The 16255-nt window shown below is 50.7% G+C and carries 14 protein-coding genes; 2 read left to right on the forward strand and 12 right to left on the reverse strand.

What is annotated here, in order from left to right:
• The first annotated feature begins 126 nt into the window (after nucleotides 1–126).
• Nucleotides 127–1587, forward strand: coding sequence for a serine hydrolase domain-containing protein (locus ACFQ03_RS19620; protein WP_379290335.1), 1461 nt, complete (start codon nucleotides 127–129; stop codon nucleotides 1585–1587).
• 192 nt (nucleotides 1588–1779) lie between these two features.
• Here the strand turns inward: ACFQ03_RS19620 and ACFQ03_RS19625 are convergent, their stop codons facing one another.
• The 3 genes from ACFQ03_RS19625 to ACFQ03_RS19635 are packed head-to-tail and all read right to left on the reverse strand — an operon-like array spanning nucleotide 1780 to nucleotide 4059.
• A complete protein-coding gene (locus ACFQ03_RS19625) occupies nucleotides 1780–2448 on the reverse strand; it encodes a GNAT family N-acetyltransferase (RefSeq protein ID WP_379290337.1) in 669 nt (222 codons plus the stop codon).
• 16 nt (nucleotides 2449–2464) lie between these two features.
• Nucleotides 2465–3139 carry a GNAT family N-acetyltransferase gene (locus ACFQ03_RS19630; protein WP_379290339.1) on the reverse strand — a complete coding sequence of 225 codons (675 nt, stop codon included), beginning with the start codon at nucleotides 3137–3139 and terminating at the stop codon, nucleotides 2465–2467.
• A gap of 59 nt (nucleotides 3140–3198) precedes the next feature.
• Nucleotides 3199–4059, reverse strand: coding sequence for a carbon-nitrogen hydrolase family protein (locus tag ACFQ03_RS19635; protein WP_379290341.1), 861 nt, complete (start codon nucleotides 4057–4059; stop codon nucleotides 3199–3201).
• 725 nt (nucleotides 4060–4784) lie between these two features.
• Between ACFQ03_RS19635 and ACFQ03_RS19640 the strand changes: the two genes are divergently transcribed.
• Complete coding sequence (locus ACFQ03_RS19640) at nucleotides 4785–5174, forward strand: winged helix-turn-helix transcriptional regulator (protein ID WP_379290343.1); 390 nt, start codon at nucleotides 4785–4787, stop codon at nucleotides 5172–5174.
• Nucleotides 5175–5266: 92 nt separating this feature from the next.
• Here the strand turns inward: ACFQ03_RS19640 and ACFQ03_RS19645 are convergent, their stop codons facing one another.
• The 9 genes from ACFQ03_RS19645 to ACFQ03_RS19685 form a co-directional block, all read right to left on the reverse strand.
• Entirely contained in the window at nucleotides 5267–6478 is a 1212-nt protein-coding gene (locus ACFQ03_RS19645; protein ID WP_379290355.1) for an MFS transporter, read from the reverse strand.
• A gap of 169 nt (nucleotides 6479–6647) precedes the next feature.
• Entirely contained in the window at nucleotides 6648–7763 is a 1116-nt protein-coding gene (locus ACFQ03_RS19650) for a response regulator transcription factor (protein ID WP_379290345.1), read from the reverse strand.
• Nucleotides 7764–7781: 18 nt separating this feature from the next.
• Nucleotides 7782–8588, reverse strand: coding sequence for a sensor histidine kinase (locus ACFQ03_RS19655; protein ID WP_379290347.1), 807 nt, complete (start codon nucleotides 8586–8588; stop codon nucleotides 7782–7784).
• Nucleotides 8589–8625: 37 nt separating this feature from the next.
• Nucleotides 8626–9936 (reverse strand): Gfo/Idh/MocA family oxidoreductase, encoded by a 1311-nt coding sequence (locus ACFQ03_RS19660; protein WP_186328411.1) that lies wholly within the window; start codon nucleotides 9934–9936, stop codon nucleotides 8626–8628.
• Nucleotides 9937–9977: 41 nt separating this feature from the next.
• On the reverse strand, nucleotides 9978–10871 hold the full coding sequence (locus ACFQ03_RS19665) for a carbohydrate ABC transporter permease (RefSeq protein WP_144939272.1): 894 nt from the start codon (nucleotides 10869–10871) through the stop codon (nucleotides 9978–9980).
• Between the two features lie 22 nt (nucleotides 10872–10893).
• A complete protein-coding gene (locus tag ACFQ03_RS19670) occupies nucleotides 10894–11808 on the reverse strand; it encodes an ABC transporter permease (RefSeq protein WP_260982149.1) in 915 nt (304 codons plus the stop codon).
• Between the two features lie 17 nt (nucleotides 11809–11825).
• Nucleotides 11826–13487 (reverse strand): extracellular solute-binding protein, encoded by a 1662-nt coding sequence (locus ACFQ03_RS19675; RefSeq protein ID WP_379290349.1) that lies wholly within the window; start codon nucleotides 13485–13487, stop codon nucleotides 11826–11828.
• Nucleotides 13488–14135: 648 nt separating this feature from the next.
• Nucleotides 14136–14819 carry a class I SAM-dependent methyltransferase gene (locus ACFQ03_RS19680; protein WP_379290351.1) on the reverse strand — a complete coding sequence of 228 codons (684 nt, stop codon included), beginning with the start codon at nucleotides 14817–14819 and terminating at the stop codon, nucleotides 14136–14138.
• Between the two features lie 206 nt (nucleotides 14820–15025).
• Nucleotides 15026–15841 (reverse strand): DNA-3-methyladenine glycosylase family protein, encoded by an 816-nt coding sequence (locus tag ACFQ03_RS19685; protein ID WP_379290353.1) that lies wholly within the window; start codon nucleotides 15839–15841, stop codon nucleotides 15026–15028.
• Nucleotides 15842–16255: the final 414 nt, after the last annotated feature.

Below are 16255 nucleotides of genomic sequence, written 5' to 3' on the forward strand. Positions count from 1 at the left end.
ATCCTGCAAAGTACCTCAAGGAAACAGAAAATAAGTATTGTATGTTAATTGGTCAGTCGTAGTTTTTTTTAAGTTAACCGGAGTTCGAATTCTTGATTGGTGAATATAAAGGAAGGTGTTTATCCAATGCTTGAAAAGAAACCACTGCCGACAGCCACTCCAGAGCAAGTAGGAATTCCATCGTTCGCCATCCTTCAATTTCTTGACAGATTAGAGAATAAAAAATTATGTATGCACAGCTTTATCGTCCTACGTTTCGGCAAAATAGCTGCGGAAGGATATTGGAGTCCTTTTCATGCTCATAAGAAGCATCGGATGTACTCCTGCACCAAAAGCTTCGTTTCCGTAGCCATCGGCTTAATGGAAGAGGAGGGACTGCTTTCTCTCGGGGATCAAGTGATTCGCTTTTTTCCGGAGAAGCTTCCAGAGGAAGGGGTTCATCCTTATATAGCTCAAATGACGATTCGCGACCTGTTGATGATGGCTTCTGCACATGAAAAAACAACCTACAAGCAAATTAAGGATGATGACTGGGTGAGGACGTTCTTTCAGGCTGCGCCGTCGCATCTCCCCGGGACAATGTTCTTTTACGATACATCAGCAACCGTTACCCTTACCGCGATTGTGGAGAAATTAAGCGGAATGTCTTTGCTTGACTATTTGCGTCCGCGATTGCTGGATCCTATCGGTTTCTCGGAGGATGCGTACTGTCTCCAGACGCCTCTGGGAGTTTCCCATGGGGGCTCGGCTCTGATCTGCACGTCTCGAGACCTGGCCAAGTTTGCATTGGTCTGCATGAATAAGGGCCGATTTAACGGGGAGCAGTTAATTCCGGAGGGGTACATACAAGCAGCAACCTCCCGTCAGATCGATACAACACATACGCTGGACACATTCTATGAGGCTCAGCAGGGATACGGGTATCAGTTCTGGAGGACGAGTCATGGCGGCTTCGCTCTTCGCGGTATGGGGGGGCAGTTGGCTATATGTTTGCCGGAGGATGACTTACTGGTGGTGACAACGGCAGACCTTCAGCCCAATCCGGATGGAACACAGATCGTGTTCGACGCTCTGTGGGATACCATCTACAGTAGTCTTGCCGCCCATTCGCTTCCCGATGATAAGGAGGCTTACAACGAACTGCTGGATCGGACAAGCCGGCTTTCCATTATGCTTCCTGACGGGAGCTCTCACTCATCCAAGGCGGCTGAAATAAACGGGAACGGTTACCGCCTGGCAGATAACCCCATGGGAATCTCTCAAATTCATTTTGAGTTTAACGGCGATGAGGGGGCTTTATATTTTGAAAATAGCAGGGGGACTCACAGACTGGGGTTTGGATTGGGGAAGACCGTTTCGCAGAAGTTCCCTCAATACGGTTATGACAGTCTGTCTGCAGCAGCCTGGGTAGATTCCAATTCCTTGCTGATTTATTCCTACATCATTGATGACTATTTCGGAACAGTGAGAACTAAAGTTCATTTCGGAGCAGATACCGTGACTGTCGTTATGCGAAAATATGCGGAAGGCTTCTTGGATGAATATTCCGGCATTGCAAGTGGAGAAAGAGTATCAGGAGCCGGTTAGAGGGCGATAACTGAACTTATCTTTAGAAAATAAGCCGAGCTCGGTATGAGTTCGGCTATTGTTAAAATATAAGAAAGTATAAGTTCACCTTATACCTATTCTTGTATTTCATCGGTAAACCCGCTTGTTCTAAGGACGGCGATAGCCGTTTATCCTTGTTTTCTGAGATAATGCGGCTTCAGTCCGGCAGCCCTAGAAAGGCAGCAGAGCGACCGTTTCCTTCGCCCGGAGGTCTTCGATCATGTCCAGCCAGGCCTTGGGCTTATTGGACAGAACGGTGTAATAGCGGGTCAGGAAATTCACGATCAGGTCTGCGGGCAGCTCATTCTGGTCTGCCATCGGCAGGAAGCACAGGTCGAGCCCCTCTACCGCTTCACCGTCGTTGTTCCACGAAGGGTGAACATAGGGGAAGTCCAGGCGTTGATAGCCCAAGTGGGACAGCACCTCGCGGCGGACATACGGGTCCATGGGCTTAATGCCTCCGAACTCATAATGCTCTACGCGGTAAGGGTCATAAATCTCAGCGAACATCCCGGACAACTGATTGCCCTTATTTGCTGCCCAGGATTGCAAATCCTCCAGCCTCTTCCGGGCCAGGAAAGGGCCGATTCCCAGTCCCGCCGCCCCGATAATCGTAAAATCGGTCATGGCCACGTTGAAATCCTCGTAATAACGATATTCGGTAGCCCCCACGACCTTGCCGTCATGGACAGCCACAAAGACACGGATTCCCGGGTCTTCCAGAGGCTCTTTCCACAAGTCGAACTCAAGTACTTCCTCGGTCGGGAACACGTTCTGCATCAGTTGATGCATCTGCCGGAACAGAGGATCTTCAATACCGGTAATTCTGCGATAATCCATCGTTTCATTCTCCTTCTTATCCTTTTCCTGTGCGGAAAGGGTTCTTCCATTCCATCAATGCTCCATAGTTGCAGGATTCTTCATCCTCCAGGTAATCGGCCACTACCTTGACGGGAGTGCGGCCGCACCGAAGCAGGAAGGTGATAACAGGGTCCTTGCATTCCCCCCGGATCACTGCCTCTAAATACTGCTCCGCCGTCCATTCCTTCGCTTTGTGATGATAGCCGGGCATCCTTCCTCCGCCTAGAAGCCGTTCCAGGCCCAGATGAACGACAACCTCGTACATGGACTGCATCAGCCATTTTCCCAGGCCAAGCTGGCGATAGGAGGGCCGGACGCTGATATCTACGACATAAAGAGTATTCCCGTCGGGGTTATGATTGCGGATATAGCCGTTGTCGGTCATCTCCGCCCAGGTATGGTCCGCGGAATGGCCGTCATCATCCACCAGCAGGCCGGTCATCGAGCCCGCGATTTCGCCGTCGACTTCAATGCACAGAGCCCCTTCCGGAAATAACTTGACATGGTTCTGCAGCTGCTCATCGTTCCACCATAATTCCGACGGGAAGGGAGGAGGGAACGTTTCCTGCTGGATGCTGATTAATCCGGGAAAATCCTTCTCCTCATAGTTCCGAATCACTGCCGGGACAGGCCGGTTCCCGTTAAAGACGTAGATTTCCTTGCGATACATAGCCATCCCTCCTCAACCGAAATAATTGTCCGCCTGCGCTGATCGACCGGCCAGCCCGGCTATTCCTTCCAATCGGGATACAGATCGGTTCTCCGGTCGCGCCAGGTCGTGACCGATCCGCTTGCCCGCACCTGATACAGCAGCTCCAAATCGAGATCGGCCGTTACGAGCATATCTTGATTGATTTCTCCTTCCGCCAGAATTCCTTGAGGAGGGAAGGGGATGTCATTAGGCGTAATAATCGCCGCCTGCCCGAAATTGGCCCGCATGAAATCCACGGTGGGCAGAGAACCGACCGTTCCGGCGACGACGACGTACACCTGATTTTCAATCGTTCGGGCATGGCTGGTGTAACGGACCCGGTGGAAGCCGTGACGGTCATCCGTGCAGGACGGACAGAAAATAACGTCGGCCCCCTTCGCCTTAACCATCCGGACGATTTCCGGAAATTCAATATCGTAGCAGGTTAATATGGCGATAGTCCCTTTATCGGTTTCGAATACCCGCAGCCCCTCGCCGGGAGTCATGTTCCATTCCTTCTCTTCCGTCGGGGTCATATGGAGCTTCGGCTGCTCCGCCACAGTCCCGTCGGGATAGAACAGGAAAGCGGTATTGTATAAGCGGTTTTCCCTACGGATGACATGCGTCCCTCCGATGATGTGCACATTCATCTGCTTGGCCAGAGAAGTGAACAAATTCAGGTACCGATCCGTAAAATCCGGCAAATCTTCAATCGATAAAGCGCGGCCCTGATCATCACCGATGGACATTAATTGCGTCGTGAAATATTCGGGAAACAGAATGAATTCGGCGTCATATTCCGCCGCTGTTCTGACATAATGCTCCGCCTGCTGGGCAAATTCCTCGAAGGAGCTGATCGTATGCAGGTGATATTGAACCGACGACACTCTTAATTTCATAGCGGGTGCCTCCTTTGGGATAGGATATTGATTTCTATTTGACTTCTAAAAGATTACTGTTAGGAGAGGGTGCCCCGTCGGGGGCATAGGTACAAAGGGTACAAAGTATGCCATATATTTCCAATATATAGCCTGCAGCTTGGCGGCATGGAGATTAAATGAATTCATCCATGGGATGGTTGGTTTGACCTCCATGCGAAAAATTTAGCTGACAGGAAACCCGGGGCTTCCGCAGCTTGCGTAAAAAGATGCAAAAGTGCAGGAATTTAAGCCGCACCCCCATAGCTTGTGCAAAAGGATGCAAAAGTGCATCTTTTCCTACGGAAAAACCGAACAATGCGAGAAAAAGGATAAAAAGCATGCACTTTTGCACTTTTTTGGCAAATTTTAAGCGGATTCCTTCGCAAAACGTGCACTTTTTTGCAGCTTTTGGTTGGCGCTGACGGGCTTATTCGCCGCTCCCTCGTTCCCCCGTCTATGGACAAATCCCTGCCCATTCAAGGGAACATCCTCATTGTGCTAAAAATATGTCTTTATGGCAAGTACCTACCGAAAGGTGACTAAGTTACCCGGAAGTAACTATGCTTGATGTCCCCAAGGCAGAGGAATAACAGGAGCGGGATTCGGGTATCAAAATGAGGCTTGTCAGCCATCCTTCCTCCATTAAACAGTAGGATTCACCCATAAGAATATAGTATGATAAAAAACAAGAGGAGGCGGGCGCAGTGGAATTGAAAGACCGGATCAAGCTCAAGGAAATCAATTGCGATAAAGAATTGACCTTGGCCGTCATCGGCGGCAAATGGAAGCTGATTATTCTGTGGCATCTCGGCCTGGAGGGCACCAAGCGTTTCGGCGAATTGAAGAAATTGATTCCGAATATTACGCAGAAGATGCTGACCAACCAGCTTCGGGAGCTGGAAGAGGACCAATTGGTCATAAGACGGGTCTATCCGGAAGTGCCGCCTAGAGTGGAATATTCCCTGACCGAGTACGGCGAAAGCTTGATGCCGGTCCTGCGGATGATGTATGACTGGGGCAGAAATTACCGCCGGAACGTGATTCGGAAAGATTCCGATTCTGCTGCCTTCGTTGAAGATGGGATGGAAAAATAACTCCCCTGCGCGTGAATAAAGCGAGCAGGGGGTTTTTGTATTTGGGGGAAGCTGGCTTCGTCGGGACTTTAACTTTTGCGACATCAACTGATTTATTGCCCCACTTCCGCTCTTTGCGGACGGTCCCGATTCTTGCTGTCAGATGGAAGCAGAAGCCCTAGGATGCCGAACAAGGGCAGGAAAGAGCTGCAGAGGATAACCAGCGTCAGGTCGGTCAGATCGATCAGCCCGCCGATCGCCACCGCTCCGATGGCCCCCATGCCGAACGCCAGACCGGTAATGAGACCGGAGACGGTTCCAACCTGCCCGGGCACCAGCTCCTGTACGTAGACTACGGTTACAGAGAAGCTGCTGTGATTAACGAGCCCGAGAATAAACAGCAGCGGGTAAGCCCATAGTTCATTCGCATAGGGCAGCAGGATGGCAAAAGGAGACGCGCCCAGCAGGGAGAGCAGAATGACTCTCTTTCGGCCAATGCGGTCGGACAGAGGCCCGCCGAGGAACGTTCCGGCAATGCCTGCGCCTACATATACAAAAATATACCACTGTGCCTCGGGGATCGATATCCGGAACTTTTCCATCAGATAAAAGACGAAATAATTGGAAAGGCCCGCCCCGTACCAGGATCGCAGGAAGACGATCAGGATAATAATACCGACGGCCAGCCTTACATGTTTCCAGTGGCCCTTGTCCGTATGCTGGTTCACTTTGCTTTCGATTTTCCGGCCGGAATCGGACAGATAGCCCCGGTACCATCCGGCCAGTTTTAGTTGAATAACAACTCCAATAGCGGCGACCAGAGTAAACCAGAGCGCCCCCAACTGCCCGAACGGATAGAAAATCAATGCCGTCATGACAGGCGCCAGAGCGCTGCCGGTGTTTCCTCCTACTTGAAAAATGGACTGCGCCAAGCCTCTTCGGTTTCCGGCGGCCAAATAGGCAATTCGGGCCCCCTCCGGGTGAAACATGGCCGAGGCGGCCCCAACCAAAATCACCGATCCGAGAACCGCTAAATATCCCGGGGAAACAGCAAGACAGAGCATGCCCAACAAGGCAATAGCCATTCCTATAGGGAGCAGGAGGGGCGAGGGCCGTTTATCCGAGTACATTCCGACCACCGGCTGCATGACGGAAGAGGAAAAATACAGGATGAACGTGATCACGCCGAGCTGGGTATAGGATAACCCCAGTGTATCCCGCAATATCGGATAAGAGGCCGGGATGACGGCTTGAAGCGAGTCGTTGATTAGATGGACCAAGCTGACGGCCAATAATATGGGGTAGAGAGTCTCCTTCTTGTTCATTGTCGGCTCAGACAAGATTGTCACAACCGTCCTGGAGGGAATGGATGGCTCGTTCGCACAGTAGTTCAGTTATCCTTAAATGACGCCGTACCGTCGCTCGATTGATTTTGGACATTGGTTCCAGGCTCCCTTCCCACGAAGATCCTCAGGCTGTACTGACTTCAGGCGATCAATCATAACATAGCTCTTCTTCATCGGCGATTTCGACCATTCGCCTGTATTCCTTGGGCGTTATGCCGTAATATTCCTTGAACAGCTTGGAGAAGTGCTCGCTGTTTTCATAACCTACCTTGTTGGCCACCTCATACACTTTCACATTATGATCCAGCAGCAGCATCTTCGCTTTCTTCATCCGCACATTAACGAGATATTTCCACATAGTTATGCCGGTGCTCCGCTTGAACATTGCGGTCAGGTAGGAGCGGCTAATGGGAATCAGATCGGCCAGCTTCTCCAAATTCAACTTATCGGCATAGTGCGTATCGATATATTGTTTGATGCGGCGAATGATTTTTTCGTTCTCGCTGGTTTGCCCTTTTCTCATCCTATCCAGAAAATAAAGAATGCTTCCTTCCATCTGCATAACGGCATTCAGCCGGAAATATTCTCTCAACTTTCCACGGGGAAGCACGGCATAATCCATATCCCATTCGCGCATGGGGGCCATATTCTCACCAATAGGCGGCCGTTTCAACGCTGCGGCAACCAACTCGATCCATGCGGTGGATAGAGCTTCTAATAAACAGTAGTCTCCTTCAATCCATCCTTCCATCAGATTCAATGTATCCACCACAAGCAGGGGATATTTATCCGCACGGTTGGTCAGGATGTAATCCGTCCAGCGCTGCAGCATGTCCTGGTACTGATCGTTCTTCTGCAGCAGAAGATGGGAGACCTCATCCATTCTTGTTTTGTCGAGAGTGACCGCCGCATGCTCCAATGCTTGCTGCAAAGCGGCCCTGTCGATAGGCTTCAAAATATAATCGGAGACATTTAATTGGATCGCTTGCCGGGCGTAAGCAAATTCATTATAGCTGGATACGACAATGCTTAGCATCCGCGGATGAGTCTGCCTGATGCGTTGGATTAGTTCCAGTCCGTCCATAACGGGCATGCGTATATCCGCAATACAGATGTCCGCGTGATGGGTTTCCAGCCACTCCAAAGCTTCCATACCATTGGCCGCGAACCCGGATACGACGAACGGTCCCCCGAATTGCCCGATCTTCGAGGCAATCCCCGTACGGATGTATGGTTCATCATCCACGACTAAAATTCGTAACATCGTGCTCCCACCCCCGGTCTATAAATTCATAGGCAAGCAAAAGCGCACTTCGGCACCTCCGCTGTCGCTGTTTCTTATCCGGAGGCCGGCCTTGTGCGATGTATATTGCGTCGTTAATCGGTAATGGATATTGAGCAGTCCGATGCGCTGGAAATCGGAATAATGCGAGTTTTGCCGGTACAGTTTATCGTTCAGTTCCCTGATCTTGTCCTCGGAAAATCCCATTCCGTTATCGGCAAAGCAAACCTCAATCCACTGTTCTTCGATTTTTCGAATGGCAACGGACAAATGAAGGGCTCCGCCGGACGTCTCGAAGCCGTGCTTTACGGCATTTTCCGCAAGCGGCTGCAGAATCACTTTGGGACAAACCGCCTTCCAACACGTCTCTTCCACGGATAGGTCGTATGTAAATTTATCTCCGTAACGGGTTTGAATAATATGCAAATACCTCTGCAAATGTTCGACCTCATCCCGGATCGTCGCTTTCGTATCTTTATAATTGGCCGTATAGCGGAACAGGTTGGCCAGGTCCACGGTCATCTGCTCAATATCTGTCGCATGGATTTGGGAAGCCATGGAGTTAATGATCTCCAGCGTAAACATGAATTGTTCGATTTCTCCCAAATAACGTTCCAGATTCAAGTTGGCCTGTTTGAGAATAAGCCGGCTTAACTGGATGGAATCCTTCTCGATAGCCATCGCGACATACCGGTTGACAAAGAAACCGATGACAACCAGATTGAACATAACAATGACGAGAAAAATAGAGATCAACTTCCACTTTAGAGATGACTTCCATCGGTTGATTATGTTTTTGGCCGGCAAATGAAGTCCCACCTGTTCCTAATGTTCATCCGGAGGTTTATTTGTCAGCGGCCGGTGTCTTCAGCACTTCGAAGATTAAGGTCCGGAGAGGCTGATCACTGTTATTTTCCAACCCGTGCTTCCACCAAGGCTTGTTCAGGATGACATCCCCGGCTTTGACCTGCCGCGTCTGGCCGTTGACGGTCATTAATCCGGTCCCTTCCAGGATGATGTATACCTCTTCGTCCTCCCGGTGGCCGTGATAGCCGATGGAAGCCCCCGGCGGGATTTCTCCGTAGCCGAGGAACATGATCGGCGTATCGAAATCTTCACGGGAATACAGCCTCTTCCCTCGGGTCATCCCCTTCCCGTGATGGCTGACCGATGGGGGACCGAATTCCATATCGTAATAGTTGCGGACAATCATTGGACCATACCCCCAGCTCGCAGAAGTATCCACTGCTTGGTGCGTAGTGATGGATTCCCTGCAATAATGTGCGAGCGCCTGATTTCTCAAGTAGTCCTTGGCGCTTGTCTCCGGCTCTCTCTGCTCCTCAAGGGACTGCAGAAATTCCGTAAACGGGCCCGGAGCATGAACATCGCTAAAATCATCGATCAATGTGGTGGCTCCGTCTTTCGTCAGATGAATCTGGTTATCTATCAGCTCCAGGCAGCCTTGATCGCCTTCGATCCGCCAATTGCCGGCCCAATCGGTATGCTTGCCCTTCGATCGGACGGAGCAGCGGAAGGTGGCCGTAATGCCTGCTTGCAGCTCCATAACGATATTCAGGCTGTGGCGGTATGTCGCGAACACTTTCCCGATCTCCCGCCCTGTCAAATAGCGGATCAGATCGAAATGATGGACGATCAAGCCTTCCAGAATGGCGGTTTTGTCCGAATGCGCCATTTCGCTGTAACGGTAGAACACTCCGTCGATCGTAAGGATGCTGCCGATTTCACCGTCCGCGATGAGCTTTCTTAACTTTCGGACAAACGGGAAAGCACGGTAGTTTTCGGCGATCATGAACGGAATATTTTCTTTCTCCGCCCTTTCCACCATCGCGATGGCATCCTCGTAGTTATCCGCAATCGGCTTTTCGCAAAAGACGGGAATTCGATGATCGAATGCGAGATGGTTGATTTCCTTGTGGATATGCGGCGGAGTGACGTTGAGCAGCACATCGGGCCGTTCCTTCTCAATCGCTTCTTGTACCGAGGTGTAGAAAGGGACACCGTCTTCTTCCACCTTGGCTCGCTTGCTTTCATCGGTATCGGCAACCGCCAACTGCAGCTCACTATATTGATTGCGAAGCCTCCGGTACCATCCGGAACCGAATCCTCCAATGCCGACCAGCAATGCTTTCATCATATATCCCTCCATGTCCATTGTTTATGCAGCGTGTATGCGGATTACCCTTTGAGCGATCCGACCATGACGCCTTTAACAAAATATTTTTGTACAAACGGGTACAGTACGATCATCGGCAAGCTGGAAAGAATGATCAGCGAATACTTCAATAATTCGCTCAAGTAGAAATTTTTGCTTTCCTCATCCACATTCAGTGTGATATCGCTCGTAGTGTTCAGCAGCAATATTTCCCGCAAGTAGATCTGTAGAGGAAATTTGTTCTTGTCGGACAAATAGAGCAGCGCGTCGAAAAAACTGTTCCAATGTCCCACCGCATAGAACAGCGTAATAACGGCAATGACCGCTCCGGACAGCGGCAGGACGATGCTGAGCAAAAACCGGAAGTTGCTGCATCCGTCCATCTTGGCCGATTCCAGCAATTCGGCAGGAATATTGCTGCGGAAGAAGCTCATCATCACGACGACATTGAAGATGCTCATCGCATTCGGAATAAGCAGCGCCCAGCGGGTGTTCAGCAAGCCGAGCTCTTTCACCAGCAAATAATTGGGGATAAGCCCGCCTGAGAAAATCATGGTAAAAGCAAAGATCAGCATGATCGTTCTTCCGCCGTAAAAATCTTTGCGCGAAAGCGGGTAAGCGGCCGCAATCGTCATGACCACATTGATGACCGTCCCTGCTACGGTATAAAACAGGCTGTTGGAATAGCCGATCCAGACGCCCTTGTACTCGAATACGGCTTTATATCCGGCCAGTCCGATATCCACGGGAAACAGCCAAACTCTGCCTCCCATCAGCGACTCCGGCGAACTGAACGAGGCGCTGAGTACATATACAAGAGGATACAGGACCAACAGCAGAAGAATGCCGGCGAACAGGTAGTTGGCAATGGTGAACAGCTTATCCAGGCCCGTTTCTTTGATCAGCCGGTTTTCGATCAAGGCACATCCCCCCTTCGAGCTACCATAGGCTTGTGTCGCTTACTTTTCGGGCTATTTTGTTCACTGACACTATAAGGATCAATCCGATCAAAGATTTAAACAGACCGATGGCAGTGGCGTAAGAATAGTTGGGAATTCCCGAGATAATGCCCACTTTGTACACATAAGTGTCAATCACTTCCGAGGCTTCCAGGTTCAATTGATTCTGCAGCAGCAGTACCTTCTGGAAGCCTACGTTCATGATCTGCCCTACATCGAGAATGAGCAGGACAACGATCGTGGGCATAATTCCCGCAATGTCTATGTGCCATATGCGCTGCAATTTGCTGGCGCCATCCATAACGGCCGCTTCATGGAGATGAGGGTCAATGGCGGATAGAGCCGCCAAATAAATAATGGATCCCCAGCCAATCTGCTGCCAGATGCCGGACCAGACGTAGATGGACTTGAAATAGAGCGGCTCTCCGAGAAAATTGATCTGCTTGCCGGTAATAGCCTCGATCATCTGATTGACGATTCCCGTATGAACCGACAGTAATTGGACGACAATTCCGACCAATACGACGACCGAAATGAAATGGGGGGCATACGTTACCATTTGCACCAGCTTCTTGAACCTGCGGTTCCGTAAATAATTGAGAGATAGTGCAAGAATAATCGGTGCAGGAAATCCGACTCCCAAATTGTAAAGGCTTAGTCCGAGAGTATTCTTGAGCACAAGCACAAAATCATAGGAGCCGAAAAATCTTGCGAAATGGGAAAGTCCCGCCCACTCGCTGCCCCATATCCCTTTGGCCAGGTTGTAGTTTTTAAAAGCGATAAGCAATCCGTACATCGGCAAGTAATGAAAAACGATGACGTACACAAAGGGCAGAAAGATCAGTACGTAAAGCTGCCAATTGTCCCAAATTTGCTTGCGTCTTAACGCATTCACCCGTCCACCCCCGAGCTTCATTCCTTGTTCTTATCGTAGGTTTCCTGCAGAATGTCCACGTATTGCTTCAATCCGGCGTTGTTCAGCTCCTGAATGTATTTATCCCAATCTTTGTCGATATCGAGATTTCCCGTCACGAATTTAAGCATGAACTGGCGGACGACGCCGACGATATTTTTTTGCAAGTCTCCATATTTGGCCAAATCTTCAGGCATGAAATAGAGGAAAGGAAGCTTTTTGTCCAGCATGGAGTACGGTTTGTACAGCTCTTTAGTCGTGTTATACAGAACGACCTCGCTGTCCATTTCCGGCGTGACCTCGTAGCGGTACATCGTTTTCACGGTGCTGTAGCTGGGAACGCTCTGGTTCCAGTAATAATTGCCCGGTGTCCCCGGCTGCACCAAAATCCGGAATTCGGCAGGCGTGACTCCGTCCAGACCGAATTTGCCCGGCTCGATCTTCTCCCAATGGACGCCTTCTATGCCGTAAGACGGGCTCATGCCGGTCTCGAGCATTTGGGACGAATCGTAGAAAAAGTCGATCCAGCGGATGGCCGCCTCCGGATTTTTGGCATTTTTCGTAATGACAAATTCTGCGGGAATGACGCTTTCACCCTTATCGAAGCCGTATCGTTTCCCGTCCGGACCGGCCAAAATAGGAACGGGCACGAACTCTTTGTCCCGCCCGAGCGGGGAGTTGCTGACCGAGAATTGGGTCCATATAAGGCCCGGCGCCGCCCCCAGACGCGCTCCCTCCGGCGCTTCAGACAGAGCGGTCAGCGCTTTGCGGTCCTGGGTGAACGATTCCGGTGCGAGGAGCCCCTCCTGGATGAGCCGTCTCAAGTATTTGAGCCCTTCCTTGTAACCTTCGCTATCTCCGGTAAATACGATCTTGTCATTCTCCACCATGACATAAGTATCTCTGTCGAAGAACAGGAAGGACTGCATGATGAACGATTCGGGCTCGTTATTATCTTGAGTGGCGCCGGCAAAGGGGATTTCGTCGGCTTTGCCGTTTCCGTTCGGATCTTCGGTTTTAAACGCTTTCAATACATTGTAGAGATCTTCTGTCGTTTCCGGCATTTGCAGGCCGAGATTGTCCAGCCACTTCTGATTGATCCATAATTTCTTCGGCATGGACGTATGGACGTTCTCCGAATACCGGGGCAGCCCATATATGTTGCCATCCGGCGCATACAGATACTTCCTTGATTCCGGAACCTGCTCCATCATCTTCTTGATGTTAGGGGCATACTGGTCAATCAAGTCGTTAAGAGGAAGGAATAAGCCTTGGCTGCCGTAGGCTACCAATTGGCTTGGGGTAAGCCCTGCGGTCATAATCACCTCCGGCAAATCGCCGCCGGCCAACGTCACCTGCAGCTTCTCGGCCAATGCCGATACCGGCACGGTTTGCCAATCGATATGAATGTTGGTCTTCTCTTCATACCATTTGGTGAATTCGTTAGTGGCGTAATCCTCCACCTTGGGATCATGCTTCGTGAACAGCTTGATCGTTATTTTCTCATCCACAATCGGAAACGTCCCCGGAGCCGAAACTTTCTTCTGGTCTGCCGCTGTTTCTCCCCTGGGAGACGGGTTCCCCGTGCAGCCGGACAATACGACCGTACCGCATAGCAGCCAAACCAGCCTTTTGGAAACGCCTTCAGAAAAAGTTCTCAATGGTGCGCGCTCTCCTTTCCTTATTGGGATTTAAGCTTACTTCATCTTCTCAACGGCCTCCATTCTCGATGTTCTCTTCATTATGGAGGGTCGGGTGGGTTCATACAACATGGTAAAATACTAAAATATATAGTGATTTTACGATGTTTTCGGGACAAGGGACGGGTCGCACGAAGGGTGATATGAATGAATATCCCCGGACTGCCCGGGGAACGGCAGGAATGAGTTGGAGTAGGAGCTTGCCAAAGACAGGGGGGTTATCAAAGTTGATTTATGATTTTTAAGCCCGCATAGAGTTAGCTTTGGCTGCCCCAGAAGGACTTCGTTTCCACGTCAACAAAACGCACTCGTTCCGGGAACGAGTGCGTCCATATAGTCGGACCGTTGCGGCCATATTATACACGGCAGATTGTACGATAATTCGTGGAAAATGCACTCGTTCTCGTTCCCGAAACCTGCGCGTCCGTATGTACGATTAAAAGTCAGACCGTTGCGGCCATATATACGGCAGATTGTACGGTAAATCGTGCAAAAGCGACCAGGGGTCCTTCATGCTTCATTAGTTGGGACGGGGCCGTTTTATGCCAATATGCTTGCGGGACAGCTCGCCGACAACAGGAAGACTCCGTATGAAACGATAGCAGGGGATCAGCGGTCTTTTTTTCCATAGAAAACGGCGAATTCCAGGTTTTTGTACATGCAATCCACGTCGGTGAAGCCGGCTTCCTCCATCCAGCGGATTTGCTCCTCTACCGAGGCGTTGATGTCGTGCTTTCTTCTTTCCACCGAGGCGTCGATCATCTCCTGCGGAAGACCGCTTGCGCTGACGGAGGCCATCCAGCGCCTTTTATAGTAAGCATCTGTCTCGGGAGTGCTGCCTCGCGCCTGGTCGGCATTGACGAACACTCCACCCTCCCGCAGCGCATGATACACGTTCGCGAACAATTTCCTTTTGCCGTCGTGGGGCAGATGATGGATAGACAGCGAAGAGATGACGAAATCGTAGGATTCGGTAAACGCATAATCGCAATAATCGGCCATAATATATTGAACATTTGCCGCCTGGGAGCCGAATCTCTGGCGGGCTTTGTCCAGCATCAGCTCGCTGAAATCGATGAGGGTCAGACGGGCCTTCGGATACTTCTGCAGCACCAGACCGGAGAACAGCCCCGTCCCTGCCCCCAGATCCAGGATGCGTGGGGAAGAATCAGCGCTTTCCACCAAGGATAAAGCCATCCCGTAGAAATCGTCAAAGCATGGAATCAAATTTCTCCTCTGCCACTCGTAGTCTTTCGCACCGGCATCGAACAGCTTCTTTACTGACGGATCCATCGTTATTTCCTCCTTGCGTATTTGGATAATTTCATTGTAGTCGACCGGTCCTCATTATTGAAATATATAAAAGATATCGTATTTATAGGTAATAGCTATAAGATGTTCAGCCAGCGGCAGAGGCAGAGGGCTGCCCCTGGCGGGGGACACTCGGCTATGCTGTTGGAGAGCCATCCTACTGCATCCCGTATTGGAGCCGGTCCGCTTCAATAAATACTTCTCCATAAGTAGAAGGTGGCATAGGCTTCCCATCCGGCCCAGGTGGAGGCCAGCTTCCTGATTTCGTCTATGGACGGCTTGCTCGGCCTTCCCAAGAGCTCACGGATGGCGTTATGCAGCCCGACATCGGCAATAGGGAAGGCGGACGGGAAGCGGAGACATCTCATCAGGACGTAATTGGCGGTCCATGGACCGATTCCCCGAATGCTGACCAGCAGCCGCTCCGCCTCCTCGCAGCTTCCTGCCTCCAGCAGCTGCTTCTTGGTCAGTTTGCCTTCCGCCATCAGACGGGCTGTGCCGATTAAATATTCGGATTTTCTGGCGGTTAACTGCAGCCGGGTCAGATCCTCCACCTTCAGCTCTGCAATGACGGATGGAGAAGGGAAGCTCCAATACTTGACCCCGTCCCATTCGACATGCTTGCCGAACGATTCCACGAGGCGTCTCTTGAGCGTGTAGGCAAAGGCTAAATTAATCTGCTGCCCGATAATCCCCCAGCTAAGAGCTTCGAATAAATCGGGAATGCCGGCCAGGCGGAGGCCATAAAACCGCCGGACTACCTTGTTCAGCAGGGCATCGCCCGCGGCCATTTCGTAAAAAGGAGCGAGGTCCGTCTCCAAATCAAACCATTCGCGAACATATCCGGCTACCATGTCTCGGCTTGCCTTGGATGGAAGGCCCTCTTGCAAATAGGTAACAACGAGAGAGTCTTCCTGTTCTCCGCTGATTTCGACTACAGGGCCCGTACCTTCATCCGTTACCGGAATGTGACAGTATAGTTTATCATTGTGGATACGGTACATACACTCGTTGGGCGAGCGGGACAAGTAGCCTAATGTTTCGGTATAGCTGAGGGGCTAAGGGACGCTGAGCTTTATTTGCTGTGTTTCCGGTATCGCGGGTTGGGTTCTCTTCGTTCTATTGAATGGTTCCTGGCTCTCCATATACTTATTCCTCCAATTAGACAACTATATTCAGGCAATGAAGACGGAAGGATGGCCACGTTTCACAAGAGGGGAAACTAACTGTGAGGGACACTACCTTGAAAATCCGTCTATTTTCATTTTCTGCCGGTGCCGTGCAAACGGAATGGCGCGTCTAACTGTAATTTATGCAGTAAATTCATGCGACAGCTAGGAACTGACTAAACTACCTTGAAAATCCGTCTATTTTACCGTCTGCAGGCATCGTTGCAAGCGGAGCGGCACGTCTAACTG

This window comes from Paenibacillus residui (genome assembly GCF_042677205.1).
Taxonomy (GTDB): Bacteria; Bacillota; Bacilli; order Paenibacillales; family NBRC-103111; genus Paenibacillus_L; species Paenibacillus_L residui.

Bases quoted from the DNA above. Each gene is read 5' to 3' on its own strand.
- ACFQ03_RS19620 (WP_379290335.1), top strand. From the start codon at position 127: ATGCTTGAAAAGAAACCACTGCCGACAGCCACTCCAGAGCAAGTAGGA.
- ACFQ03_RS19650 (WP_379290345.1), bottom strand. From the start codon at position 7,763: ATGTTACGAATTTTAGTCGTGGATGATGAACCATACATCCGTACGGGG.
- ACFQ03_RS19660 (WP_186328411.1), bottom strand. From the start codon at position 9,936: ATGATGAAAGCATTGCTGGTCGGCATTGGAGGATTCGGTTCCGGATGG.
- ACFQ03_RS19630 (WP_379290339.1), bottom strand. From the start codon at position 3,139: ATGTATCGCAAGGAAATCTACGTCTTTAACGGGAACCGGCCTGTCCCG.
- ACFQ03_RS19625 (WP_379290337.1), bottom strand. From the start codon at position 2,448: ATGGATTATCGCAGAATTACCGGTATTGAAGATCCTCTGTTCCGGCAG.
- ACFQ03_RS19680 (WP_379290351.1), bottom strand. From the start codon at position 14,819: ATGGATCCGTCAGTAAAGAAGCTGTTCGATGCCGGTGCGAAAGACTAC.
- ACFQ03_RS19645 (WP_379290355.1), bottom strand. From the start codon at position 6,478: ATGAACAAGAAGGAGACTCTCTACCCCATATTATTGGCCGTCAGCTTG.
- ACFQ03_RS19635 (WP_379290341.1), bottom strand. From the start codon at position 4,059: ATGAAATTAAGAGTGTCGTCGGTTCAATATCACCTGCATACGATCAGC.
- ACFQ03_RS19685 (WP_379290353.1), bottom strand. From the start codon at position 15,841: ATGTACCGTATCCACAATGATAAACTATACTGTCACATTCCGGTAACG.